This window comes from Affinundibacterium nitidum (assembly GCF_014284155.1).
In the GTDB taxonomy this organism is placed as follows: domain Bacteria; phylum Pseudomonadota; class Gammaproteobacteria; order Burkholderiales; family Burkholderiaceae_D; genus Undibacterium; species Undibacterium nitidum.
In genome coordinates this window covers 619,599-645,540 of the sequence record NZ_JACOFZ010000001.1, presented here as the reverse complement: position 1 = coordinate 645,540, position 25,942 = coordinate 619,599, and the positions used below count along the sequence as shown (strand labels likewise).

Here is a 25,942-nt window from a genome sequence, read left to right as displayed (position 1 = left end):
TTAGAGCTGGCCCAACATCAGATTGAATTTTGCTAGGATTTAACATGACTGAGTTAAAAGTGCCGCAAAATCCCTTGTTTGTCACACAACCGTTGTTACCACCTCTTGCAGAGTTTATTCCATACCTACAGGAAATTTGGGAGAACAAACAGCTCACAAATAATGGTCCGTTTCATCAGCAGCTAGAAGCTGAACTTGCCGCTTACTTGGGCGTAAAACATATATCCCTATTTACTAATGGCACAATCGCGTTAGTAACTGCATTACAGGCTTTGCGAATTACCGGCGAAGTAATAACGACACCTTATTCGTTTGTCGCTACGGCGCACTCATTACTATGGAACGGAATCAAGCCCGTATTTGTCGACATAGATCCCAATTCTATGAACTTGGACCCTGCAAAAATCGAGGCGGCAATCACACCGCAAACGACGGCGATCTTGCCTGTACATTGTTATGGGCATCCATGTGATGTTGATCGTATTGAAAAAATTGCCGACAACTATGGACTAAAAGTGATTTACGACGCCGCACATGCTTTTGGTGTTCAAAATGCAGAAGGAAGTATTCTTAATCATGGAGACTTGTCGGTATTAAGTTTTCATGCGACCAAAGTATTTAATACCTTTGAAGGTGGCGCAATTGTCTGCCATAGTGAAAAAGATAAACGTCGTATTGATCATTTAAAGAATTTTGGTTTTGTAGATGACGCGACGGTCGTGTCTTTAGGCATCAATGGCAAGATGAGTGAGGTCAATGCTGCTTTTGGACTATTGCAACTTAAGGGAATTGACGTTGCATTAGCGAAGCGCAAGCGTATTTCAGATAGATATCGCGCCGCCTTCAAAGACTTGAAAGGGCTTCGTTATCTTGAGGATGTTGCCGGCGAAGTGCCGAACTTCGCTTATTTCCCAGTGTTACTTGAAGATGCATATCCAATTGATCGAGATACCTTGTTTGCACGTTTAAAACAGCATAATATTTTTGCTCGGCGGTATTTCTATCCGTTAATTACGGAGTTTCCTATGTACCGAGGATTGCCATCAGCGGAACATGGAAATCTAATTGTAGCTCGTCAATTGGCGTCAAAAGTTCTGTGTTTACCAATCTTTCCTGCATTAACCGATGATTCCTTAGAGTTAGTCATTCATTTGATAAAAAATGCTGGAGAGTTATGAAGAGCATCGCTGTTATGCAGCCATATTTTTTACCTTATATAGGCTATTTCCAATTAATTGCAGCGGTTGATCGTTTTGTGTTGTTCGATGACGTGCAATTTATAAAGCGCGGGTGGGTTCATCGAAATAGAATTTTGTTGAACGGTGAGGCACATTTGTTTACCTTGCCTGTTAAGAATGCGCCACAACGGGCTCAAATTAATGAAGTTGAGCTGGTGGGAGATGTTGTCCGAGTAAGTAAGATACTAAAGATGATAGGGCAGTCGTACAAAGATGCACCTTATTTTCAAGAAGTTTATCCCGTTGTTGAGAGCATATTTTTGAATTCGACAAATCATCTAGTCGAGTTCATTATTTATAGCCTACAAGTCATGATGCAGTTGTTGGATATTCAGACCGAGCTAATTTGTTCGTCTGCTCATTTTCATAATCAACATCTGCATGCAGAACCACGAATTTTAGATATTTGTAAGTTGGAGCGTGCTGGCCGGTATGTGAATTTGCCCGGTGGAATAGATTTATACAATAAGACGAATTTCTCAGCGCAAGAAATTCAATTGGAATTTATAAAACCTCAGCTGAATTCCTACCTGCAAAAACATAATCTAGGAAAGAAGGGAACGGTATCTGAATTTGTGCCAGGACTCTCCATAATTGATGTAATGATGTATAACCCTATTTCTGAAATAAAGAAAATGCTACTTCAAAGAGACTTCATATGAATGCAGTTGAAATGAGCAACGCCACTTTGATTTTTCCAGCGAATCATCCTGAAGGATGTGCGTATATCGAGTCTGCTAATCAACGTGGCGATAAACTTGTTTTGGCGTCATCGATTAAAGATCCAGAATTTGTGAGTCAATATGGTGAATTGCATTTATTGCCCTATGTCGTCGACACAGACTTTTCTGAGGCTTTTATATCGTTGGTTGCAAGTTATCGAGTCACGTCAATCTATGCACCCGTCGCAGCCGTATTTACTTGGTTAGAACAATTTATCTCGCAAAACAATCTGTCGATTCGCTTGTTAGGGGCTTCGCCCATCAAGAGTGAAGTCAAACGCTTTGATCAGCTGATGGGAACGGTAGACCAATACAGAGATTTTATTGATACTTGTGCAGGCGTAGTCTCGCCTCTTAAAGATTTGGAAATCGCCGCAATTTTTCGTATGGCTCGACATATTTATGGCGAAACAAACGAACAGAAGATCGCTGCAATGATGGGAATATTTGCTGGCGTTCCTAGAGGTGATGTCATAGAAATTGGTTCTTTAGTAGGAAGGTCTGTTGCTGTAATGTGTTTTCTGGCACGCCGTTTTGAATTAGGCAAAGTGCTTGCAATAGACCCTTGGCAGCTTCATGCATCCATTCAAAAAGACTCGCCAGTTACCGCCGGTGTTGACCTTCCTGGCGAATGGGATTATCGAATGTTGCCACAAGACTTTTGCGTCAACACTTTGCCAGTGGGCTTAGGCTATCTAAATTATTATCAAGCAGAGTCGGTTGACGCATTTAATGTTTATTGTGAACAGAAACAAATAACGTCCGCGGAGTTTGGTGTGACGAATTACGAAGGCAAGATTTCTGTTATTCATATCGATGGTAATCATGACTTTGAAAAAGTGAAGCTTGACTGTGAACTATGGGTTCCGCTGATCAAACCAGGCGGCTGTTTAATTTTAGATGATTATTTTTGGGTCCACGGTGATGGCCCAAAAAGGGTCGGAGATACGCTGGTTGAGCGTTATGTCGAAAAAATTGAATTTGTTTTTTCTTGTGGTAAGGCCTTATTTGTAAAGTTTAAGACTGAGTCTCAATATGAAAAGTGACAAATCATATCTACATATCGTGGAGCATTATGAGTCTTGCCTTGAAAAATTTGGTGATTCACATCGTGGTGTCGATTGGCCAAAACTTGAAGATGCTGAAACTCGATATCGTGTGATGCTGGGGCTGATACCAGCTAAGCGTCCCGCACAAGAAATAAGTATTCTGGATTTTGGTTGTGGTGCCGCGCACCTGCTTGAATATATGCAGTCAAATTCATATGACGGTCTTATTTATTCAGGACTTGATTTATCACAGCACTTCATTGAACTTTGTAAGCAAAAATTTCCTGTGGTCGACTTTTATTGTATGGATATATTGGAGAGCTCAACTGAGTTGCCAATGTTTGACTATATCGTATTGAATGGTGTTTTTACTGAAAAGCGTAATCTCACTTTTGATGAAATGAGATTTTATTTTTGTCGTCTTATTCAAGTAGCCTTTGAAAAAGCACGTTTTGGAATTGCCTTTAATGTGATGTCGAGTCATGTTGATTGGGAACGCGATGATTTATTTCATTTGCCGATGGATATGTTGGCCGATTTCCTTGTGAAGAATATTAGTAGAAATTTTGTGATCCGCAATGATTATGGCTTGTATGAATATACGGTCTACATCTACCGTTAAAAAGACCCCCCTATTTGGAGGCAATATGCTTAAGGAAAAGGTGATCATTTTTGGTGTTAATGATTTCGCCCAATTGGCGCACTATTACCTAACAAACGATAGTGAGCATGAAGTTGTTGCCTTCTCTGTGCATCAGGCGTATATAAAAGAGACAAGCTTTTTCGGTTTGCCCGTTGTGCCGTTTGAAACAGTGGAAACATTTTATCCTCCAACGGCTTACGCTTTTTTTGCACCTATGTCACCGGCTAAGATGAATCGTGTTCGTCACGATGTCTATCACGAGATTAAAGCCAAGCGCTATCGAATGATTAGCTATGTCAGCTCAAAATCCACGCATTTCAATAATCAGATTGGCGATAATTGCTTTATTCTGGAAGACAATACCATTCAACCTTTCGTTACGATTGGTCATAACGTAGTGATGTGGAGTGGTAATCACATTGGGCATCATAGCGAAATTAAAGACCATGTTATGTTTACTTCGCATGTTGTCTTGTCAGGGCACTGTGTTGTTGAACCCTTCAGTTTTTTTGGCGTAAATTCTACGATTCGAGATGGCTTAGTCATTGCGGAGGGTAGCTTGATCTCGATGGCGGCGGCTGTGTTTAAGAATACTGAGCCTTGGAGTGTTTATAAAGGCAATCCGGCTGTTAAGTCCTCGGTATCAAGTCGTGATATCCATTTTTAATTGGGTGCTGTGTTTAATGTTGTAGTTGACTAGTCGCGAGGAATTAAGGAATGAGTCGCACATTTGTTTGGGATAAGAAAGGAGTTATTTTTCGGGCAGAGGAACACTTGCCATGGGCTAAAAGCCATACCCAAATGCCTACGATTGATGTGTCATGCAAGGATGAATTGCAAGTTTTTTTCAGTGCAAGAGATCAAAATAGTCGTAGCCAAATAGGGCGTTTTTCTGTTGATAAAAACAATCTTCAAAAGATAATTTCTGTTCAAGGGCAACCTGTTCTTGGCTTGGGAACATTAGGAAGTTTCGATGATTGTGGTGTGATGCCGACCGCCGTGTTGACACATCAAGGAACAAAATATTTGTATTACATCGGTTGGAACGTGAGAAACACAATTCCTTACCACAATTCAATTGGCTTAGCGATTAGTGAAGATGATGGTGCAAGCTATCGCCGGCTTTTCAATGGACCCGTGATGGATAGAAGCCATGATGAGCCATTTTTCTGTGCGACCGCATGTATTCAGATTGAAAACGGTATTTGGCGTAATTGGTATTTGTCGTGTACAGAATGGAGGATGGTCAATGGGAAGGCAGAACCTCGCTATCACCTAAAATATGCAGAGTCAGATGATGGGATTCATTGGCGCAGATATGGTCAAGTTGCGATTGATTTTAAGGACGATGAAGAGGGAGCAGTAGCGCGGGCAAGTGTTCTAAAACGTGGTAATACCTACCAAATGTGGTTCTGCTATCGGAAATTGGTTAATTACAGTTCCGATCGAAATGCTAGCTATAGGATTGGATATGCAGAATCAACAGATGGTATTCAATGGCTGAGAATGGACGAGATGGCGGGAATTGCACTCAGTGAGGAAGGATGGGATTCATTTATGCAGGCCTACCCCGATGTGTTTTCTCATCTCGATCAAACCTATATGCTATACAACGGTAATGGCTTTGGACAAACAGGGATTGGTATCGCGCGATTATGTCATTTATCAAATTCGGAGTGTCCTTAAATGAAAAAACGTGGTGCAGTCGTCAAGCAATATTGCCGTGACGGATATTATGTAGCGAATGGTTTGTTGCCCAAAGCTGATGTTTTACGTGTTCGTGACTCGTTGATCAAAAATTTTGTTGAACAGCTTAAATTGTCTCATTCATCCGAGGATTTTTCGGACGGTTTGTTGTTTGAACTTATGCAGCGACTATTTCACAAGAATCTTTCTCAATACAAGAAGACTGTGTCCGCTCTCTGGCGGAAACTTGATGTGTATCAGTTAATGCATCATGAAAAAATAATCCAGTTTTTGCGTGATCAATTTGTATGGAGTGATATTTTCGTGCCTGGCGGTCAGATAGTTTTAATTATGTCCCATGAATTACGCATTCAAGACGGCTACTTTGGTATATCGGCTCATCAAGATTTTCCTTCGGTGCAAGGGAGTTTGGATGGAGTAGTAGTGTGGTTGCCACTTGTGAAAGTGGACTCGAGCAATTTCCCACTTGAAGTAATTCCAGGTAGCCATATGCAGGGCTTGATACCCACAATTTCAGATGAAAAAGCGCAGTGGCAATTGGATCCAAAGCACTACCGGGAAGATCAATTCGTTAAGTTAGAAGCAGAACCAGGTGACGTTGTGTTTATGTCTTTGTTTACAGTTCATCGTAGCGCTATCGATGGCGAAAAGAATCGGTTAAGGGTCGCACTCTCGACTCGATTTGACAATGGCGATGAATCAAGTTTTGTTGATCGAATTTATCCCTCCGCATACAACAGGTCAGTAACAAGGGCACCGATAAGAACAGATTTTCCCGTGCCAGATCAGGTACGTCGGGTTTTCAAAATCAGCGAAGGTAAGTGAATATGATTAATACTTTAAATGATTATGTGAATGCTGTTCGAGAGAACGGATATGTTGTCATTAAGGATGCGATTGCACAGGAGCTTGTCGCGGACCTGTTAGATTTTGCGAATTCATTTGAGTACTCGGAGCAAGAGAGGGAAGTCTTGACTGCGAATCAGCAGCGATTAAATGGATATGGTGCGACCATCTATAATATCCCCGCAAAAAAACCTGAAGTCGTACGCCACTTCATTCGTGGTTTGTGCGGTGATATTTTACGAGCGCTGTTGAACGATAAATACTATCGGAGTATTCCCGAGGATTTACCCAATTACATTCTCCGTAGCGTGCTTTTGCGAAGTTCAGTTGGTGCAATGCCTTATCATATTGATTCGTTTATTCCTTATCCTGGTGACTACACGTCAGTAGTTCAGACGGTTCTTTTCTTAGAGGAGTCGAAACGCGATAATGGTTGTACTCTATTGATTCCACGCTCTCATTTAAGCGGGGCTTATGCGCCTCAAGGTGATAATCCAATGGCGATAGCACTAGAGGCTGAACCTGGAGATATCGCGATTTGGGATAGCCGTATTTGGCATGCGACTCTTGAGAATACCGCCCATCGAAGCCGTTGGGCTTTGGTTGGAACATTTGTACGATGGTATATTAAACAGGGTTTTGATTATCCTCGTGCGATCTCGGAAGAAATGTTCAATGGTCTAGACATTGATGAGAAAATTGTCTACGGTTTTTGTAGTTATACGCCAACCGATGAATTCGAACGAACCGAATTGAAATCCGGAATTGACCACATTACCCGACCACGTTAAGTAGATAAAAATGTGGGAATCGAACTCTAGAGTTGTTGTCTGAACTCCCAGAACGCGTTTATTTCAAGGGGTAATGAAAACCGAAAGTTGGATATAACTAGTTCGATAAGCTAATCCGCTGTCACAACCCGATTCTTACCGGACTTCTTAGCTTCATACATCGCTTTATCGGCCCGTTTCAAAACGGACTCCTGAGATTCATGCGGTGCTCGTAGAGCAACACCAGCGCTAAACGTGATGAACAATCGCTGATCATTCGCCGTAAAGAAATGAGTAGTCAATTCACGCTGCACTCTCGTCATGGCACGTGCGGCTTCCTCCAGCGACGTTTCTGGCATCACGATCAAAAATTCTTCACCGCCATAGCGAGCAATGACGTCGATAGAACGTAGGGTTTGCTTGACGATGCGGACTACGTGGATCAGAGCCTCATCACCAGCAGCGTGGCCGTGTGTGTCGTTGAGTTTCTTGAAATTGTCGAGGTCGAGCATGGCTGCGCACATCGGGGTGCCGCGTCTATCAGCGCGATCCGCTTCTCGTTCAAACACGTCATCTAAACCACGACGATTCAAGCTACCAGTGAGCTGATCTTCACGTACGAGTTCACTCATTTGTGTAAGCTTGTCTTCGAGTTCCTTGATGCGAATTTCAGCTTCTTTAACTTCTTTTTGAGCGGCAAGCATGATGGCTTGCGAGCGGCTGGTTTCAGACTGTACAGCTTGTGTTTCATCAAGGATCGCGTGAATAATTTTCTCTAATTCCGCTTTGTCTCTAGTGGCACTGATTTGATGTGAATAGTCGTCGATCTTATGCTGATAATTTTCAGTTGCGTGGGTCATTACATCGAGTCGATCGATGAAAGCTGCCATCATGTTTTTGACCGAGGTCTTTGATTCGGCCAGACTATGTTTTAGCGCACCTTGCTTGTAGATGACATCTTTGAGGCTGCGCGTGGCCTCTTGTAACGCGCGGTGATCAATTGGGCCAGCGATTAAGTTTTGAACTACCTCGATTTGACCCCGTAACCAATTGTCATCATCAAGAAGTTCTCGCACGTTTTCAAGTAGGAGCGAAAACAATCTAAGCAGAAGCTCTTGTTGTTCAGCTGTGTCACCACTCTTTAATTCAATTTGAAAGCAGAGTTGTTTAATGCGACTTGAAATCGCATTGAGCTCGGTTTCGTTGTTCGCTACCTTGACGGCTTCACCGATTGCCTCCGATTCATTGGCAAGTGCCGGTGTCGACTTTAAAAGCGATGAGACAGCCATCGTTAATGTGCGAAACAGTAGATCCTTGAGAATGCTGGGTCGTTTATCTTCGGTGGGATCATCATCGACCAGAGATATTTTTTGAGGAAGTGCATTGACCGTTGCTGGAAGTGGGTCGACAAGGCTAATCGAATTGGTCGAACTTTTGGTCGTTACTTTACTTGCAAGTTCGTTCAGTCCCTTGCCATAGTCTTCCCAGTTTTGTGCTTTCACTGCACGCAAAAAACGATGCCCAAAGTCCGCTAATTCTCCACTCGATTTTTGTAAGCTTCGAGCGAAACTACTCAGTAAACTTTCCGCTTCAGAAGGAAGAATATCGTCGATTGATCTGGGTTGTGGTACTTCAACTTTGACAGGTTCGGCTTGCTCTTCGATTCCTGAAATTTCGAGGTAGAGTTTGCGATACGCGTCTGGAGTAGGGGCAATGCGTTCAATCGCTAGGCGCTTGAATGTCTCGCGCGCAATGTCGGTGGGATTCTTTAGCGGAGCAGAACTGGGTTTCTCGGCCATGGCGATCTTTCAACGTGTAGTCTTTACGGGTTAAACCAGCTTCTAGCGACACAAGCGGTTTATTCTACCAGTTGATTCTTGATCGCATAGTGGGTAAGTTCGGCATTGTGTCGTAATCGCATCTTGATCAAAATTCTAGAGCGGTATTCGCTGATTGTTTTGACAGAAAGTGAGAGCTCTTTAGCAATGTCACTCACGCTCTTGCCAGAGGCGATCATGATCATGGTTTGATATTCGCGATCCGAGAGGGTTTTGTGCGGCTCACCTTCATGTTCCTGGTTGAGGTTGTTTGCCATTTCTTGTGCTAGTTCAGGGCTAATGAACTTGAGTCCAGACGAAACCTGGTGAATCGCGTGCAAGATTTCAAATTCTGAGCTGGCCTTATTCAAAAAGCCTGCCGCCCCCGCCTTGAGCGAGCGTATGGCGTATTGATCTTCTCGATGTGAAGAAAACACCAGAATGCCGATGTGAGGGAATTCACGCTTGATTTGCTTGAGCACATCGACGCCATTTCTATCGTTGAGTGCAATTTCAATCAACATCAGTGTCGCTTGAACTTGGCGAGCAAGTTTGATCGCCTCGAGGCCGTTATTCGCCTCACCGACGACTTGGATACTAGAATCTGAGGCGGTGAGAAAGCGAATGCCTGCCCGGACTACTGGGTGGGAGTCGACAATGATCAATTTGATGCTTGCAGATTCGGCCATGCCTATTCCTATTTTTGATTCCGATTAAGTTCGCGGCTTAAGCTACGATTGCAATACATTATTGGAACTGCAGTCCAAACAAAGCAAGTTAGATTTCTAACCAACCCTAAATAAACGTTTAAGGTGTTGCACTTTGTACCGTGTAAAACACTGTCAGTTTATTATTGCATGATGCACTCAGGAAATAAAGTGTGTTTGTGGAAATATTGTTTTTTGTTTATAGGGGTTGCAGATTGGATACGCTAGAATGGGGTTGTTTAAGAATTTATGCAGAAAGAATTTGGTAAATCGATGAGTAAAGCCTTTGTTAAAGAATCTGACAATGACGATGACGATGAGTTTGGCGCGCCACCGATCCCCGCGGGTGTGAAGAACTATCTCACCCCAGAAGGCCATCATCGCATGAAAACAGAGTTGTTGAACTTGATCGACAATGAACGACCAGAAGTGGTTCGTATCGTTTCTTGGGCGGCGTCTAATGGGGACCGCTCGGAGAATGGGGACTATATTTACGGAAAACGGCGCCTTCGTGAAATTGACCGCCGTATTCGATTCCTGACCAAGCGTTTAGACTTGGCCGAAATTGTTGATCCCAGTGTCCATTACGGATCTGATCAAGTATTTTTTGGTGCAACCGTCGAGTTTGAGGATGAAGATGGACAATTGACCAAAGTACGCATCGTTGGCGTCGACGAGTTCGATCCGCTCAATGGTTTAATTAGCTGGATTTCACCTGTCGCTCGAGCTATTACGAAGGCGAGGGTGGGGGATGCTGTGACGCTCAATACGCCAGAAGGCGCAAAAGAATTGACGATCTTGGAAGTTGAGTACCCGTCACCGAAATGACGTTGTTCAGTAGACTAATTCTAGTTTGAATACTCGCGGCGAATCTTACTTACGCCATTGAGATGTTTAACGTTACGGATAATCTTGGCGAGATGCACGCGGTCATCAATCTGGATCGTAAAGTGAATTTTGGTCATATCTTTCGATTCACCATCTTCCATATTGACATGGCTAATGTTGGCATCGGCTTCGCCAATCTCAGCGGCAATTCTTGCTAACGCACCGCGTTCATTGTTAACTAATACTGAAATGCGGCAATCAAAGCGGCGATTGATGTCCTCTCCCCAGGTGACATCAATCCAGCGGTCTGGCTCTTTTACCTGCATGCGTTTCGCATGTTTGCATTCGGCAGTGTGAACAATTAGGCCTTGGTCACGTTTTAATTGTCCAACGATGTCATCGCCAGGAATTGGTAAACAGCACGGAGAAAGCTGGACGGAGACCCCTTCGCTACCGTAAATCATCACAGGATCTGGTTTATTAATTTTTTCATCGCCCATATGTTGGAATGGGATAGATGGAGAGTCATTTTCAACCAGATCAAGAATGTGGCGCGCGACTAAAGCAGCCATGCGCTTACCAATTCCAATATCCGTATGCAGTTCCTCTAGTGAATTTGCGCTGGATTCATTCAGTAGCTTATCGACCAAACTGTCAGGCAGTTCTGGGTTGAGGTGCAAAGAAACGAGTGCTTGCGCCAGTAATTGTTTACCTAATTCCGTCGACTCATTAAGATTAATCGTGCGCAAATAATGGCGAATTGCAGAACGTGCTTTGCCAGTGCGTACGTAGGTTAGCCAATTCGGCGTCGGGCGCGAATTGGGGGAGGTAATGATCTCAATGATGTCGCCATTTTTTAATTCGGTACGCAGTGGAACTGGCTCATTATTGATGCGTGTCGCAATCGCTTGATCACCAATGTCCGTATGAATGTTATAGGCAAAATCGAGTGCAGTCGCCCCGCGAGGTAAAGCGAAAATCTTAGACTTCGGTGTGAACACATAGACCGAGTCGGGGAACAAATCGACTTTGACATGTTCCAAAAATTCGGCTGAGTCGCCCGTTTGTTTTTGGATATCTAGAAGTGATTGCAACCAAGCGTGTGTACGCTGCTGTAGGTCTGTGAGTGTTCCAGCTTCATTTTTGTATAGCCAATGCGCAGCGACACCAGATTCGGCGACACGATGCATTTCGGTTGTGCGAATCTGAAATTCAACAGGAGTGCCGTAAGGGCCAATCAGTGTCGTATGCAAAGACTGGTAGCCGTTTGACTTGGGTATAGCAATGTAGTCTTTGAACTTGCCTGGCATAGGCTTGTAAAGTGCGTGCAGTGTGCCTAGTGCAAAGTAGCTATTCTTGAAATTATCGACAACAATGCGAAAGCCGTAGATGTCAAGAACCTGCGAAAAGCTTAGTTGCTTATCGCGCATTTTGCAATAAATGCCGTAAAGTGTTTTTTCTCGACCATCAACTTGTGCTTCTAAACCGGCTTCGTTGAGTGTCGTTTTGACTGCTGCCATGATCTTATTCACGACTTCACGTCGGTTCCCACGCGCCGCTTTGATTGCCTTAGCAAGTGTACGATAGCGCATAGGGTAGATATGGGCGAACGACAGGTCCTGTAGTTCTCGATAAATATTGTTTAAGCCGAGTCGATGGGCGATAGGCACATACACTTCCATCGTCTCGCTCGCAATACGGCGTTGCTTCTCGGGAGACATCACGCCGAGTGTGCGCATATTGTGTAGGCGGTCGGCGAGCTTGACTAAAATGACTCGAACATCGCGCGCCATGGCCAGTAACATCTTACGGAAGTTTTCAGCTTGCGCTTCGATGTGACTTTGAAATTCGATTTTCTCCAATTTGGATAGACCATCGACTAACGCTGCAACTGGAGCACCAAATCGCTCGATTAGTTCTTCTTTCTTAACGTCTTGGTCTTCCATGACGTCGTGCAGCAATGCAGCCATGATGGCTTGCACGTCTAGCTTCCATTCCGCACAAATCTCGGCCACCGCGATGGGGTGGGAAATATATGGCTCGCCCGATTTCCGAACCTGACCCAAATGCATTTCATCCGAAAAACGATAAGCCTCCTTGACCAATTTTAAGTCGGTAGGAGAGAGATACTCTGATAAGCGGTTAGTGAGATCGGTGATCGAAGCTACTATCGGTGGCGGCGCAACCGTAGTTGGGCTAGAAGGTGCTGGGCTACGGCGTTTTTTTGTGGATGAGACGTTTGCTTCTGCAGATTCAGATACGGTGGGGGAGGGCAATTTGTCGGCTTGCAAATTCATACTTAATGTTTCCCTGTGTCCCCAGCCGTTTCACGGTATGTCGCGATTCGAAATTAGAATGGGACTTTTTTCAACATTTCAATACCAACTTTGCCGTCCGCAATTTCGCGCAAAGCAACGACGGTAGGCTTGTTTTTCGCTTCGACTTTTGGTGTATGGCCTTGCAGCAATTGGCGAGCGCGGTAAGTTGCGCACAATGTCAATTGGAAGCGATTTGGAATTTGTTTGAGAGAGTCTTCAACGGTGATACGTGCCATGGTGGTTCCTTCTTACTTAATGATTGATTTGTATGCCCAATTGAGCAAAAAGTGCCGCATTGCGAACCGTTTGCTGACTTGTGCGGCAACGGGTAGCTTTCACAATGGCACTCAATTCTGATAAAGCTAATTCAAAATCTTGGTTGATAATAACATATTCGAAGTCTGGAGCGTGCGCCATTTCGCCGCCAGCAGCCAAAATTCGACGGGAAATCACCTCTTGGGAGTCTTGTCCGCGTTTATTGAGGCGTTCTTCTAACGCTTCGATCGATGGTGGCAAAATAAAGATGCTTGCTACGTTCGGGAATTGCTTTTTGACCTGTTGAGCGCCTTGCCAGTCAATCTCTAGCAAAATATCTGTTCCCGCCTTCATGGCTTCGTGAATTAGGATTTTCGAAGTGCCGTAATAATTGCCGTGAACTTCAGCAAATTCGAGAAATTCACCGCGGTTTTTGCGTGCTAAAAAGTCATCGGCGGTCACAAAGTGATATTCGCGACCATTTTCTTCACCAGGGCGTGGTGGCCGGGTCGTAAAAGATATCGATAATTTCAAACCAGGTTCGAGCTTGAGAAGCCCGTTCACCAATGATGATTTGCCCGCGCCTGATGGGGCGGAAACCATAAAGAGGCTGCCAGAGGTCGATGTTTTTGCGGTCATTTGTTGTGCTTGAAACTTGATTAAAATGGGTTATTTGTTACGGTTATTCTAGGTTTTGTACTTGTTCACGCATCTGTTCGATGAGTAGCTTCAATTCCATTGATGCGTCCGCGAGTTCTTTTAGTGCAGCTTTTGAGCCCAAAGTATTTGCTTCGCGATTTAACTCCTGCATCATAAAGTCTAGTCGTTTGCCCACTTGCCCACCTTTTTTCAGGATTTGGCGAGTCTCATTTAGATGACCAGAGAGTCGTGCTAGCTCTTCATTAACGTCAATGCGAATCCCATACATCGTAACTTCCTGGCGGATACGGTCCAATACTTCGTCGCGAGAAATGCTCGGAGCACTGCCATCAGCCTTGTTAAGTGCGAGGCCAAGTGCTTCTTCTAAGCGGGCAATCGCTTTTTGCTGGAACTGTTGCAATACTGTGGGCAAAAGTGGAGTTATGCGAGTAACGATGGTTTCCATTTCATCTACGCATTTTAGTAATACTTGTGCGAGTGCTGAGCCTTCTCGTTCTCGGCTCGCTAAGAAATCATTAAGTGTCGATTCGATCCCAGCTTGGATGTTTTCTTGTAGATGGTCTGAATTGATTTCAGACTCTTCAATAACACCAGGCCAACGTAGTAAATCACTAACACTCAGTTCCTTTGCACTCGGAAAACGACCTTTGAGTTCAACTTGAAATTGATTTAGTTGTTCCAATACGCCCGAATTGAGTGCCTTCTGTTGACCCTCAGTATTCTTTTTGCCGAAGCTAAAGCGGCATTCAACTTTGCCGCGGCTAATTCGTTTGCTAATGGCATCTCGAAATAACGGTTCAATTGAACGAAATTCGTCATTTATACGAAATTGCAAATCAAGAAATCGTGAATTGACACTCTTAATTTCTATCGTTATTGTGCCTGCCTCGGTTTCTTTTGTACTGGTTGCATAACCAGTCATACTAAAGATGCTCAATTGTTTTCCTTTGTTTAATGTTGCGATTATGCGAATTGTTGAATGGTTAAGCATTTATTTGCGCACCATTAGTCAATGAGCTAAAGTCGACACTGTACAATGCGTATACTAATTTTTTCAGCATTTTCGCAATTTACCATCGTAGGACCAAAAATAATATGGCAGCACAAAATAACGCACCATTGCCAGACGGCTTGGAAATCGCCGGATACCGTATTGTAAAGAAAATTGCCTCGGGTGGCTTCAGTATTGTTTATCTTGCGACCGATGAGGATGGTAATGCAGTCGCGATTAAAGAGTATTTGCCAAGTTCTTTGGCATTGCGCCAGATCGGTGAGTTAGTTCCTGCCATTTCTGCCGAAAACTTCCCCGTCTATCGCATTGGCTTAAAGTGCTTCTTTGAGGAGGGGCGTGCTTTGGCTCGAATCGCTCACCCTAATGTGGTGAGTGTTGTGAATTTTTTCCGAGCGAACGAAACAGTATACATGGTGATGGCTTACGAGTCAGGACGATCACTGCAAGAACACATTCTTCGCCGTCGGGATAAAGGTGAAAAGCCTTTGGTCTCCGAGCGTTTCATTCGGAAGATGTTCAACATGGTCATGAATGGTTTGCGGGAAGTACATACGAATAAGTTGTTACATCTCGATTTAAAGCCTGCAAATATTTACTTGCGCATGGATGGTACGCCTATCTTGCTAGACTTTGGTGCTGCGCGTCAGACCTTGAAAACAGATATGCCAAAACTATATCCAATGTACACACCTGGATTTGCCGCCCCAGAGTTGTATGTGAAAAATAGTAATCTCGGTCCTTGGACTGATATCTACAGTATAGGCGCATCGATGTTCGCCTGTATGGTGGGAGCTCCTCCACAACCAGCAGATCAACGTAAGACCAACGACAAAATGGAAGCGCATTACAAAAAGCTCGAGGGCACCTATTCAGCGGAATTGATTGATGTGGTCCGTATGTGTCTGAAGCTGGATCCATTAGAACGCCCGCAAAGCGTATTTGCATTGCAAAAAGCGCTGTCGGTGAAATCTCCTCCACAACGCGAGTTGACATTCATGGAGCGTACGAAGGTCAAGTTGGCGAGTCTATTTGGTCGCAACGGTAAAGACGCTGACGAAAAAGATTTCACGACAATTCAAGAAGATACTATCTAAAACAAAGTCTATCGTTGGTCGCACAAGTGCGAACGACGAGAGGCGTTTTTAAGAACTCTATTCATGCGTTTTTCAGTCTACCAAGAAAGCCATATTGGCGGCCGCAAGGTTAATCAAGACCGTATGGGCTACAGCTTTACCCGTGACGCGATTTTGTTGCTACTTGCGGATGGTATGGGTGGCCATATCATGGGTGAAATGGCAGCCACGATTGCGATGCAAACGATTGGCAGTCTGTTTCAGAAGCAAGCTCATCCAATGATTGATAAGCCTGAGCGTTTTCTCGAGAAAGGTTTCTTGGCTGCACACAACGAAATACATCGTTTTCGTCAATTAAAGAATCTTCCAGAAACACCGCGTACGACTATCGTTGCCTGTCTAATTCAAAACGGTAATGCTTACTGGGCACATTGCGGTGACTCTAGGCTGTATTGGATGCGTGATGGTCAAATCTTACTGCGCACCAAAGATCACTCCCGCCTCGAAACCTTAATTGATCAAGGTAAGATTGATCCCTCTGAGCGAAATACACATCCAGATCGCAATAAACTTTTTAATTGCCTCGGCGCGCCGCACGCACCCATCGTCGAGCTTTCTCGTCGCGCTTCCTTGCAAGCAGGCGATTTGATTCTCTTGTGTTCGGATGGTTTATGGGGCGTATTGCCGGACCATTTATTAGCGCAACGTCTTCATGAACAAACGATTGTTCGTGCAATCCCAGAACTGGTAAGAACCGCTGTGGAAATCGCAGGACGTCAGGGCGATAACGCGACGGCTCTCGCAATGATGTGGGAAGGTAATGATATCTTGGAGAATTCCTCCATTATTTCTACAAACACTTTGCCCATTGGCTCGATTGCGACCACGATTCAAATCCCTGTTGATGTTGATGATGAAAATGCCGAAGCCGATCTGTTTAATGATGAAGAGATTGAAAAAGCAATTGACGAGATCCGAAATGCGATTCATAACTCAACGCGTTTAACTAACAAAAACGATAAATAATTTATTCTTCAAATGATGGTATCTCCTATGTCTACTATTCAACGTCCTAGTGGACGCAGCCCCAATTCACTTCGTGAAGTGCGCTTTACTCGTCATTTTACTCAGCATGCTGAGGGCTCCGTTTTGGTCGAGTTTGGGGCGACTAAAGTTATCTGCACGGCCAGTATCGAAGATAAAGTTCCTGGTTTCCTGAAAGGCAAAGGACAAGGCTGGTTAACGGCTGAATATGGGATGTTGCCACGTTCTACGCACACACGAATGGATCGCGAAGCCGCGAAGGGAAAGCAAAGTGGTCGTACCCAAGAAATCCAGCGTCTGATAGGGCGTTCTTTGCGCGCGGCATTTGATTTGGAAGCGTTCGGAGAGCGAACATTGCATCTTGATTGTGACGTGATTCAAGCTGATGGGGGAACTCGTACGGCAGCGATTTCAGGTGCGATGGTTGCAGCCTACGACGCGTTTTCTAAAATGTTGGCAGCTGGGACCATCGATGCAATTCCCGTGAAACAATTTGTCGCTGCGGTCTCTGTGGGGGTCTACCGTGGTCAGCCTGTTCTCGATCTGGATTATCTTGAAGATTCAGATTGTGATACAGATATGAATGTCGTCATGGAAGATCAAGGACATTTTATCGAGGTTCAAGGCACGGCGGAAGGGCATGCTTTTGAACGCGCTACGCTGAATCAATTGCTTGACCTCGCTGAGAGCGGAATCGCAGAAATCATTCAGAACCAGAAACGTGCTTTGGGATTGATTTCATGAGTCAAAAGATTGTCTTGGCATCCAATAATCAGGGGAAACTCAAGGAGTTTCATCAATTATTGGCGCCGCTTGGTTTTTCTGTGCACTCTCAATCTGAATTCAATGTCCCCGATTCGCCAGAGCCATATTTTACGTTCCTTGAAAACGCACTGTCTAAAGCGAGACATGCTGCTAAATTGACGGGGTTGCCTGCGTTAGCGGATGATTCTGGTATTTGTGTGCCAAGCTTGGGTGGTGCGCCAGGTGTATTTTCTGCGCGTTACGCTGGTGAACCAAAGTCAGATGAGAATAATAATCAAAAATTGGTGATGCAGTTGCAGGGTATGGATGACCGATCTGCCTACTATTATTGTGTTCTTGTTTTTGTGCGATCAGAGAATGATCCCCAACCAGTCATCGCAGATGGCCGATGGAATGGCGTTTTCGTTGATAGTCCTGCAGGCGATGGCGGCTTTGGATATGATCCACATTTTTATGTCCCTGAGTTTGGTAAAACGGCTGCGCAGCTAACTCCCTTGGAAAAAAATGGTATTTCTCACCGAGCAAAAGCCCTTCAGGACCTGATACAAAAACTGACGCAACAAGCATGATTCCGATTAAGCCAATTACTCTCACACCACCGAACCAAGAACAACAAGCTTCCTCTTCTGATCGCATCAGTGAAATTTCATCCGAAGTTGCCAGAAACTATCTAAGTGAGGGTACTTTGCATTTGGGCGCCTTGCCACCATTGTCTTTGTATATTCATTTCCCATGGTGTGTAAGAAAGTGTCCTTACTGCGACTTTAATTCACATGAGGTAAAGCAATCTTTCGATGAAGCTGAGTATCTTCGCGCATTGCGATTGGATTTAGAGCATGCACTTCCAATGATTTGGGGGCGAAAGATATACTCGGTATTCATTGGTGGCGGTACGCCGAGTTTGATGTCTGCTGCAGGCCTCGATCAGCTATTGAGTGATGTGCGTACCTTATTGCCCTTGGATAGTGCTGCGGAAATTACGATGGAGGCGAACCCTGGTACCTTCGAGGCGGAAAAGTTTCGTTCCTATCGTGAAAGCGGAATTAATCGATTGTCGATCGGTATTCAGAGTTTCAATAGCCAACATTTGCACGCTTTGGGTCGTATTCATAACGGAGATGAGGCGAAGCGAGCAATTGATATAGCCCGAAATAATTTCGATAATTTTAATCTTGATCTGATGTTCGCTTTACCCAATCAAACTTTAGCGGAGTCAAAGCATGATTTAGAAATGGCATTGAGCTTTGAACCGACCCATTTGTCTTTATATCACCTCACACTGGAACCAAATACGTACTTTGCCAAATATCCTCCAACTGTTCCTGACGAAGATCTAAGCGCTGAGATGCAGGAGCAAATACAGGCAAAGATGGGGGAGTATGGTTACCACCACTATGAGGTGTCAGCATTTGCGAAGCCAGGTAAGGAATCGCGTCACAATTTAAATTACTGGAATTTTGGTGATTATCTTGGGATTGGCGCTGGTGCTCATTCCAAACTTTCATTTCCTCATCGAATCATTCGACAACTTCGTCATAAGCAACCAAAAGCATTCGTTGAATCTGCATTTAAAGGGAATGCAGTGCAAGAGTCTTTTGAGATTGGAAGGGATGAATTGCCTTTCGAGTTTATGCTAAATGCCTTGCGCTTGAATGATGGTTTCGAGTCGAAACTATTTTTCGAGCGTACTGGCTTATTGCTAAATTCAATCGAGAAAACTCTAAGCGCAGCCGAAAAACGCGCTTTAATCGAAGTTGACCATTTGACGATTAAGCCAAGTCCTTTAGGGCGACGTTTTCTCAACGATCTTCAGCAAATGTTTCTCGATAATTGAACTAATTTCTTTCGATCCTTTAGTTGGTAATGAAAGAGATTCGATCGATTTTGTGGATATCTTCAGTCCTGTTTTCGCCGCATGTATTGCGAAAGCAACATCTTTCAAAAATTGCTTCGTATTCATCAATTAATCTTGCAATTGTGTAATTTCCAACTTACCATCAGGATACAAATTGCTTTTAAGCATCTAACTGAGAGTAAGCTCAGAGTAAAAATCTGGAGATTTTCCTGCTCATGATTCCTATTGTGTCCTTCTTGCCTGTAGTGAATAGTCAACAGAAGCTCGTCGCCTTACGTCCAGATTTTGGCGATCAAACGGAAGATACCTACAGTTATCTTTTAAATGTACTGCAGCAAGTCGATTTCCTGGAGCGACTTGCACCGCTGTTCATCATGCTGCCGGTGAAGCATCCTAGGGAGCTTCCACTCGATTTCGCCGAGCGAGACACCAGCAAACATATTGCTTTGTGTATTCCAGAGTTGAGCTGTATAGATAAAGAGGTCGGCGACAAGCTTGAGCATTTCGCTAGCCTTGGCATGCGTATTTTGATGGATGATTTTAATTCGAAGGCTTCATTAATTTGGCCCGAGACAAAAGGCATCATAGTTGATTGCGCGCAAGGAATTCCCTCTCATATTCAGCCTTGGTTATTTAGTCTGCAGAACAATCAGCATTTGGCGAAAAACCTCGACACTCTCGCCCAACAGCAGACGGCTTCTGAAGCAGGGTTTAGTCTCTTTAGCGGTGAATTTGCGTTCTCTCCGACCAATTCGAACAAGACGGGAGACGCGACTGCTCGCGCAAGATTGTTGAAGCTTCTCAATTTGGTTTCCCGGGATGCAGACGTCAAGGAGTTGGAAACCCTATTTAAGCAAGACGCTAGCCTTTCGTTTATGTTGTTTAAGATTGTTAGCTCAGCTGCATTCGCGCAAACGGTAAAAGTTTCCAGCTTTGTTCAAGCGATTAATTTGCTCGGGCGTCGTCAACTCCAACGTTGGTTGCAACTCTTGCTTTATGCGAAGCAGGGCGATCATGGGAGCGGCTTGAACCCATTGATGTTGAGGGCGGCTTTTCGCGCTAGTTCAATGGAAGCGTATTGTCGACAACGAGGCGGAAGCCGCGATGAGCAAGATAGTGCGTTTATGGTCGGCATGTTTTCATTACTGGATCTTTTGTTCTCGACACCACTCTGGGAAATTCTGAAGCCGCTAAATTTGCCAGAAGAGATTGTTGATGCTTTGACCGAACGTGCCGGTGAGCTGGGTAGTTTGTTGGCAATTGTTGAATTAGCAGATCGTCCGAAATCACAGTTGCTTGCGAACGCGCTCCAGGCGCAGGGAATTGATGCTGGGACCTATTACGAAAACCAAGTTTATTCATACACTTGGGTAAATCAAGTCTGCCAGGACATGTAATGAACGAGCTTAGTAGTTCATTAGCTGACGTTCAAGTCGGGATTAATCTCTGCGAAACGATTTTGTGTCGAGATACCGCGTATTTCAAGAACGAAATTTCAAAAATTGTCGCGCAGTTATTTGATGATCTCGAAATCGTTTTTACGCGGGAATTGCCCGCACATTCAGAGCACGTCGCGATCACTCAAGTAACGGCAGAGGATTGCTATGTTCTATCTTCAAGCACGAGGACAATAAATGAACGGGAATTGGATAAGCTCAATCAAATTACCGCGCTAACTGCACGACTCCTATCGGTTCGTACAAAGTTAGATTCAAAATTTAAGGCAGCGCTAAAGTCGCAGCTGATGCAATCTCAGATTCTTGACCAGATTCATGAGTCTGTCATCACTATGGACCTAGCGGGTTTCATAATAAGTTGGAATTTGGGCGCGGAGAAACTGTTTGGATATAGTGCTTCTGAGGCGATAGGACAAAACATTTTATTTTTGTATGGAGATGAAGAACCAATAGACTTTCTTCACCATGACCATTTCTTACAGCAAGGCGGACGAGAGATGGAAGTGCGCCGACGCAAAAAAAATGGCGAGGTTTTTTGGGCTAGTCTCAGTTTGTCTATGTTGACCGACGAAGTTGGTAGTCCAATTGGAATGATAGGTTATTTGAGTGATATTACTCAGCGTAAGTGTGCAGAGGAAAAAATCAATCACCTCGCTTACTACGATGTACTCACTGATTTTCCGAACCGTGTTTTATTTAAAAAGCTTGTTGAAGCTTCCATTCAGCGTGGTCAACGGAATGACTGCATGGTTGGTGTTTTTTTTATCGATTTGAATCGATTCAAGCCTATCAATGAAGCATTAGGGCATGCAGTAGGTGATCAGTTGTTAAGGCAAGTGGCCTACCGTTTTCGTGCAGCGCTACGTGAAAATGATGTGATCGCTCGACTAGGAAGTGATGAGTTCGCCGTGGCGATTGTCGATGTAAAGCGCCATTTCGACTTGGGCTTAGTGGCACAAAAGCTTTTGGCATGTCTAGATCAAACAATAAAAATCGATTCACATGAGTTAAAGCTTGGTGCAAGTATTGGCATTAGTTTGTTTCCACAAGATGGTGTAGATGCTGAAGACCTTTTGCAAAAAGCGGATATTGCGATGTTTCGCGCAAAGCGTCTCGTTGAAAAGAGTTGTGGAGACTATGCGTTCTATGATGCAGCAATGAACCACTCGATTTCTGGGCGAATGGAACTCGAATCAAGCATGCGACGTGCGCTGGAGCAAAATGAGTTCTTCTTACTTTTTCAACCTAAAGTCGATATTTCTAGTGGTGCAGTGATTGGTGCTGAAGCGTTAATTCGCTGGGCTAAGCCTAACCATGGAATTATTTCTCCAATTGAATTCATTCCGGTAGCTGAAGAAAGTAATCTCATTATTCAAATTGATTCTTGGGTTCTCGATGCGGCATGTCAGCAGGCGAAAATCTGGCAAGCTCAAGGAATTAAACCATTTCGTATTGCAGTCAACGTGGCTGCAAAAGAGTTCACATCTTCCTTGTGCGAGCGCGTGATGGCGGCACTCTCAAAGCATCAGATATCTGCACAGTGGATTGAACTAGAAATCACAGAGAGCATGCTTATGCGAAATGCAAGCAATGTGGTTCCTATCATGAATGAACTCTCGTCGATGGGGCTCAGCTTGGCACTTGATGATTTTGGTACCGGTTTCTCAAGTCTTTCATATTTGAAAAAATTCCCGATTGATAGTGTGAAGATTGACCGCTCATTTATACAGGGCGTTCCAGATGATATTGACGATTGTGCTATTTCGAGTGCGATCATCAGTATGGCGAAACAGATGGGGCATAAAGTTGTCGCTGAAGGCGTTGAAAATAGCGAGCAGTTCGAGTTTTTACGGAAAATGGGCTGCGATGAAATTCAAGGTTATTTGTTTGCACGTCCTTTAGATGCTGAGAAGTTTTTCGATGCGCAGCAGCGTGGATTTACGCTTCCATTCGCTGCTTAATATTCTCGCGCGTTTTTCCGAATCGGGAATTTTCTAAAGTTTTTCCAAAAACTCTTCCTAAAAATTTCGTGTTAGGCTATAATTTGCGGCTTGGAAGTGTGGCCGAGTGGTTGAAGGCACTAGTCTTGAAAACTAGCGAGGGTGAGAGCCCTTCGTGAGTTCGAATCTCACCGCTTCCGCCAAATTTATTGATGCGCTCATTTAGAGCGCGTCATCAAGTCAAAAAGTCTTTCCTCGTAAAGCTGTATGAAGGAAACGATTCAAATATTTATTCCATTACATATCGAGTTAATTATGCGCTGCGTTTCACGAAACCTGCCAGTACTTTTGTCGTGTGCTATTTCTGCCCTGTTTCTATTTGGCTGTGCAACAACAGCACCGGTGACGAACAACACCAAGCCGGTCTTGAAGACTGACTTGCAACCGGTAGTAAAGACGATTAGACCTGTCAAGATTGGACTTGCTCTTGGTGGTGGCGCCGCTCGTGGTTTTGCACATATCGGTGTGATCAAGGTGTTGGAGGCGCAAGGGATTTACCCTGACATTATCGTTGGGACAAGTGCGGGTAGTGTTGTTGGTGCAATGTACGCAGCCGGAAATAACGGCTTTACGTTGCAGAAGATGGCGCTGGAAATGGATGAGTCTACGATATCTGATTGGTCAGTTCCTTTGTTTTCGAAAAGTAGTGGCGTATTAAAAGGTGAGGCACTTCAAAACTACGTAAATAAGATGGTATCGCAAGCGCCGATTGAAAAACTTAAAAAACCTTTTGGTGCGGTTGCCACAGATTTGAACACTGGGTTACCTATCCTATTTCAACGTGGCAATACAGGATTGGCAGTGCGAGCCTCTTCCTCGGTACCAGGTGTTTTTCAGCCCGTACGCATCAATGAGCGTCAATATGTCGATGGCGGTTTGGTATCGCCAGTGCCAGTTAGATTTGCTCGTGAAATGGGCGCCGATATTGTAATTGCTGTCAACATTTCATCGACCCCAGATTCGCAAGCCGCTTCGAGTTCTCTTGAAGTCCTCATGCAAACTTTCACGATTATGGGGCAGAGTCTCAATCACTTTGAATTGAAAAGCGCAGATGTAGTCATAAAACCAGATTTGCCAGGAATGAAGGGGAGCGACTTTAATGGTCGTAATCTGGCGATTTTGGCCGGCGAACGTGCTGCTAACGCAGTCATTCCCGAGTTGAAAGAAAAGATTAAAGCATTTCAAGAACGCTAGTTATTTCGCGGGAGGCTCTTCATTGATCCGACGGGCTCCGTTGAAACGTTTGCGCCAGTAATCTAAGTTCATACTTTCGATACGGACGCGCCCACCTGCTGAAGGCGCATGGATGAATTTATTGTCGCCGAGATAAATGCCAACATGCGAAAAACTCTTCTTGAGCGTGTTATAGAAGACTAAATCACCTGGTTTAAGGTCTTTCTCATCAACGGTCGTACCTTGATTACTAATCTCTTTTGCAGTCCTCGGCAGTTCAGTTTCGCCCGTGTTCTTAAAAACGAGTCGTACAAAACCACTGCAATCAAGACCATTTTCAGGCGTATTTCCACCCCGTTTATACTTGATCCCAAGTAGGCTCATTGCATTCATAGTGAGGTCAGAGGTTTTATCTCGCAGATCTCTTAAGGCGTTGATTGCTTTTGACGTTTCGGTGGGTGATTCATCTGCGGCCATAGCTTGAGACGACATCATTTGGACTGTGCCGAGAAGGGCGCCAATCACTATCATCTTGCTGAATTTGGTCGAGAGTTTTATCTGCATGCGCTAAACGGTCTTTTGTATGTTGTTGTTAAAACAGCATTGGATATTGCGTATAGTATTCTCGAGTATAGCGTATTTTTGGAAAAAAGAAGATTGGTTAAATACCAACTCTAATTTCTTCAAATGAAAAAGGGTGGCAGTGCCACCCTTCGAATTAACAATCACCTGTGTGATCAAGAATTCGCCTCAATGAAGCTGACCACTTTTGGACAGATAATTTCACGCCAGCGGCGGCCCGAGAAAATGCCATAGTGACCAGCACCTGGAGCGACATAGTCTTGTTTCATCTTTGCAGGAATATTGCAGCAAAGATCATGAGCAGCTTGTGTTTGTCCTGGTCCAGATATGTCATCTAACTCACCTTCAACAGTAAATAACGCGACTGTCTTGATATCCTGTGGACGCACTAATTTTCCTTCGACTTCCCAAGTGCCTTTCGGCAGTCGGAACTCTTGGAATACGGTTTTAATAGTCTCAAGGTAGTACTCAGCGGGTAGGTCTAATACCGCATTGTATTCATCATAGAACTTTCTATGCTGCTCAGCTGATTCATCATCACCTTGAATTAAGTGTTGGTAGAAATCCCAATGACTCTGTGCGTGACGATCGGGGTTCATTGCCACAAAGCCCGCATGTTGCAAGAATCCTGGATAAACTTTGCGACCGAAACCCGGGTAGTTTGCTGGTACGTTATAGATAACTGAATTCTCGAACCAAGAAAATTTCTTTTCTGTGGCAAGCGCGTTTACTTGAGTTGGTGATTTACGTGGGTCGATTGGACCACCCATCATTGTCATGCTCTTTGGTAGAGCAGGATCGTTATCTGTCGCCATCAAGGATATCGCCGCCAGCACCGGAACTGTCGGTTGGCAAACGGAGATAACGTGAAGATCTGGTGCAAGATGACGGATGAAATCTTGCACATAATAAATGTAGTCATGAAGGTGAAAAGGACCTTCTGATAGAGGCACCATCCGCGCATCACGCCAGTCTGTAATATACACGTCGTGCGTTGGTAGCAGGCTTTTGACGGTATCCCGCAGCAATGTGGCATGGTGTCCAGATAGAGGAGCAACGATCAGAATTTTCTTTTCGGACTCAGACTTGGTTTTTTTGCTTGATTCCACACCAAGCTTCTTGAAGTGAATCAAATTGCAAAAAGGTTTTGCCAGAGAGACTTCTTCAGCGATTTCGACAGTTTTATCTTTGACCTTGACAAATTTAATATCGAATTGAGGCTTTTCGTAATCTTTGCCTAATCGATACAGCAACTCATACCCAGCGGCGATTCGCTGTGAGTAAGGGGTGTATGCAAGCGGCGAGACTGGATTTGCGAATAACTTCGACGTTGCCTCAGCCCAGTTGGTGAGTGGTGTCAAAAAAGACCGGTTTAATTCGTGTATTTGATAAAGCATTTCGCATCTTCCAGGTGGTTAAAG

The 25,942-nt window shown here is 44.3% G+C and carries 25 protein-coding genes and 1 tRNA gene; 18 read left to right on the top strand and 8 right to left on the bottom strand.

Annotated elements, in window-relative coordinates; genetic code table 11:
- The first annotated feature begins 44 nt into the window (after positions 1 to 44).
- The 8 genes from H8K36_RS02805 to H8K36_RS02770 are packed head-to-tail and all read left to right on the top strand — an operon-like array spanning position 45 to position 6,996.
- A complete protein-coding gene (locus H8K36_RS02805; RefSeq protein ID WP_186915185.1) occupies positions 45 to 1,178 on the top strand; it encodes a DegT/DnrJ/EryC1/StrS family aminotransferase in 1,134 nt (377 codons plus the stop codon).
- Entirely contained in the window at positions 1,175 to 1,900 is a 726-nt protein-coding gene (locus H8K36_RS02800; RefSeq protein ID WP_186915186.1) for a WbqC family protein, read from the top strand. Before H8K36_RS02805 ends, H8K36_RS02800 begins: the two co-directional genes overlap by 4 nt.
- Positions 1,897 to 3,006, top strand: a complete 1,110-nt coding sequence (locus H8K36_RS02795; RefSeq protein ID WP_186915187.1) for a class I SAM-dependent methyltransferase — start codon at positions 1,897 to 1,899, stop codon at positions 3,004 to 3,006. The genes H8K36_RS02800 and H8K36_RS02795 overlap by 4 nt, the downstream gene beginning before the upstream one ends.
- Positions 2,996 to 3,631, top strand: coding sequence for a class I SAM-dependent methyltransferase (locus H8K36_RS02790; RefSeq protein WP_186915188.1), 636 nt, complete (start codon positions 2,996 to 2,998; stop codon positions 3,629 to 3,631). Before H8K36_RS02795 ends, H8K36_RS02790 begins: the two co-directional genes overlap by 11 nt.
- Before the next feature lie 25 nt (positions 3,632 to 3,656).
- A complete protein-coding gene (locus tag H8K36_RS02785; protein ID WP_186915189.1) occupies positions 3,657 to 4,319 on the top strand; it encodes an acetyltransferase in 663 nt (220 codons plus the stop codon).
- 50 nt (positions 4,320 to 4,369) lie between these two features.
- Positions 4,370 to 5,338, top strand: coding sequence for a glycoside hydrolase family protein (locus H8K36_RS02780; protein ID WP_186915190.1), 969 nt, complete (start codon positions 4,370 to 4,372; stop codon positions 5,336 to 5,338).
- The gene (locus H8K36_RS02775; protein WP_186915191.1) at positions 5,339 to 6,184 is read left to right on the top strand and encodes a phytanoyl-CoA dioxygenase family protein; all 846 of its coding nucleotides are present in this window, start codon (positions 5,339 to 5,341) and stop codon (positions 6,182 to 6,184) included. It begins immediately after the preceding gene.
- 2 nt (positions 6,185 to 6,186) lie between these two features.
- Positions 6,187 to 6,996: a phytanoyl-CoA dioxygenase family protein gene (locus H8K36_RS02770; RefSeq protein WP_186915192.1), complete on the top strand. Its 810-nt coding sequence runs from the start codon at positions 6,187 to 6,189 to the stop codon at positions 6,994 to 6,996.
- A 110-nt stretch (positions 6,997 to 7,106) separates the two neighbouring features.
- Here the strand turns inward: H8K36_RS02770 and H8K36_RS02765 are convergent, their stop codons facing one another.
- The gene (locus H8K36_RS02765) at positions 7,107 to 8,774 is read right to left on the bottom strand and encodes a GGDEF domain-containing protein (RefSeq protein ID WP_186915193.1); all 1,668 of its coding nucleotides are present in this window, start codon (positions 8,772 to 8,774) and stop codon (positions 7,107 to 7,109) included.
- A 59-nt stretch (positions 8,775 to 8,833) separates the two neighbouring features.
- Positions 8,834 to 9,481: a response regulator gene (locus H8K36_RS02760; protein ID WP_186915194.1), complete on the bottom strand. Its 648-nt coding sequence runs from the start codon at positions 9,479 to 9,481 to the stop codon at positions 8,834 to 8,836.
- A gap of 291 nt (positions 9,482 to 9,772) precedes the next feature.
- Between H8K36_RS02760 and greB the strand changes: the two genes are divergently transcribed.
- A complete protein-coding gene (greB, locus tag H8K36_RS02755) occupies positions 9,773 to 10,327 on the top strand; it encodes a transcription elongation factor GreB (RefSeq protein WP_186915759.1) in 555 nt (184 codons plus the stop codon).
- Between the two features lie 20 nt (positions 10,328 to 10,347).
- Here greB and H8K36_RS02750 read toward each other — a convergent pair whose 3' ends face one another.
- The 4 genes from H8K36_RS02750 to H8K36_RS02735 are packed head-to-tail and all read right to left on the bottom strand — an operon-like array spanning position 10,348 to position 14,482.
- Positions 10,348 to 12,624 carry a RelA/SpoT family protein gene (locus tag H8K36_RS02750; protein WP_186915195.1) on the bottom strand — a complete coding sequence of 759 codons (2,277 nt, stop codon included), beginning with the start codon at positions 12,622 to 12,624 and terminating at the stop codon, positions 10,348 to 10,350.
- A 53-nt stretch (positions 12,625 to 12,677) separates the two neighbouring features.
- A complete protein-coding gene (gene rpoZ / locus H8K36_RS02745) occupies positions 12,678 to 12,881 on the bottom strand; it encodes a DNA-directed RNA polymerase subunit omega (RefSeq protein ID WP_186915196.1) in 204 nt (67 codons plus the stop codon).
- A gap of 16 nt (positions 12,882 to 12,897) precedes the next feature.
- Complete coding sequence (gmk, locus tag H8K36_RS02740; RefSeq protein ID WP_186915197.1) at positions 12,898 to 13,539, bottom strand: guanylate kinase; 642 nt, start codon at positions 13,537 to 13,539, stop codon at positions 12,898 to 12,900.
- A gap of 43 nt (positions 13,540 to 13,582) precedes the next feature.
- Positions 13,583 to 14,482: a YicC/YloC family endoribonuclease gene (locus H8K36_RS02735; protein WP_186915760.1), complete on the bottom strand. Its 900-nt coding sequence runs from the start codon at positions 14,480 to 14,482 to the stop codon at positions 13,583 to 13,585.
- 173 nt (positions 14,483 to 14,655) lie between these two features.
- Here H8K36_RS02735 and H8K36_RS02730 point away from each other — a divergent pair, with 173 nt between their 5' ends.
- From H8K36_RS02730 to H8K36_RS02690, 9 genes are all read left to right on the top strand, one after another.
- Complete coding sequence (locus tag H8K36_RS02730; protein WP_186915198.1) at positions 14,656 to 15,666, top strand: serine/threonine protein kinase; 1,011 nt, start codon at positions 14,656 to 14,658, stop codon at positions 15,664 to 15,666.
- A 63-nt stretch (positions 15,667 to 15,729) separates the two neighbouring features.
- Entirely contained in the window at positions 15,730 to 16,671 is a 942-nt protein-coding gene (locus H8K36_RS02725; RefSeq protein WP_186915199.1) for a PP2C family protein-serine/threonine phosphatase, read from the top strand.
- A gap of 27 nt (positions 16,672 to 16,698) precedes the next feature.
- Positions 16,699 to 17,433 (top strand): ribonuclease PH, encoded by a 735-nt coding sequence (gene rph, locus H8K36_RS02720; protein WP_186915200.1) that lies wholly within the window; start codon positions 16,699 to 16,701, stop codon positions 17,431 to 17,433.
- Positions 17,430 to 18,023 carry an RdgB/HAM1 family non-canonical purine NTP pyrophosphatase gene (rdgB, locus tag H8K36_RS02715; RefSeq protein ID WP_186915201.1) on the top strand — a complete coding sequence of 198 codons (594 nt, stop codon included), beginning with the start codon at positions 17,430 to 17,432 and terminating at the stop codon, positions 18,021 to 18,023. The genes rph and rdgB overlap by 4 nt, the downstream gene beginning before the upstream one ends.
- Positions 18,020 to 19,288, top strand: a complete 1,269-nt coding sequence (gene hemW / locus H8K36_RS02710; RefSeq protein ID WP_186915202.1) for a radical SAM family heme chaperone HemW — start codon at positions 18,020 to 18,022, stop codon at positions 19,286 to 19,288. Before rdgB ends, hemW begins: the two co-directional genes overlap by 4 nt.
- A gap of 236 nt (positions 19,289 to 19,524) precedes the next feature.
- On the top strand, positions 19,525 to 20,706 hold the full coding sequence (locus H8K36_RS02705) for an EAL and HDOD domain-containing protein (RefSeq protein WP_186915203.1): 1,182 nt from the start codon (positions 19,525 to 19,527) through the stop codon (positions 20,704 to 20,706).
- Positions 20,706 to 22,727, top strand: coding sequence for a putative bifunctional diguanylate cyclase/phosphodiesterase (locus H8K36_RS02700; RefSeq protein ID WP_186915204.1), 2,022 nt, complete (start codon positions 20,706 to 20,708; stop codon positions 22,725 to 22,727). The genes H8K36_RS02705 and H8K36_RS02700 overlap by 1 nt, the downstream gene beginning before the upstream one ends.
- A gap of 92 nt (positions 22,728 to 22,819) precedes the next feature.
- A tRNA-Ser gene (locus H8K36_RS02695) sits at positions 22,820 to 22,909 on the top strand.
- Positions 22,910 to 22,973: 64 nt separating this feature from the next.
- Positions 22,974 to 23,960 carry a patatin-like phospholipase family protein gene (locus tag H8K36_RS02690; RefSeq protein ID WP_370587125.1) on the top strand — a complete coding sequence of 329 codons (987 nt, stop codon included), beginning with the start codon at positions 22,974 to 22,976 and terminating at the stop codon, positions 23,958 to 23,960.
- Here the strand turns inward: H8K36_RS02690 and H8K36_RS02685 are convergent, their stop codons facing one another.
- Both H8K36_RS02685 and H8K36_RS02680 read right to left on the bottom strand, forming a co-directional pair.
- Entirely contained in the window at positions 23,961 to 24,503 is a 543-nt protein-coding gene (locus tag H8K36_RS02685) for a C40 family peptidase (RefSeq protein ID WP_222611099.1), read from the bottom strand.
- 173 nt (positions 24,504 to 24,676) lie between these two features.
- Positions 24,677 to 25,918: a polyhydroxyalkanoate depolymerase gene (locus H8K36_RS02680; protein WP_186915205.1), complete on the bottom strand. Its 1,242-nt coding sequence runs from the start codon at positions 25,916 to 25,918 to the stop codon at positions 24,677 to 24,679.
- Positions 25,919 to 25,942: the final 24 nt, after the last annotated feature.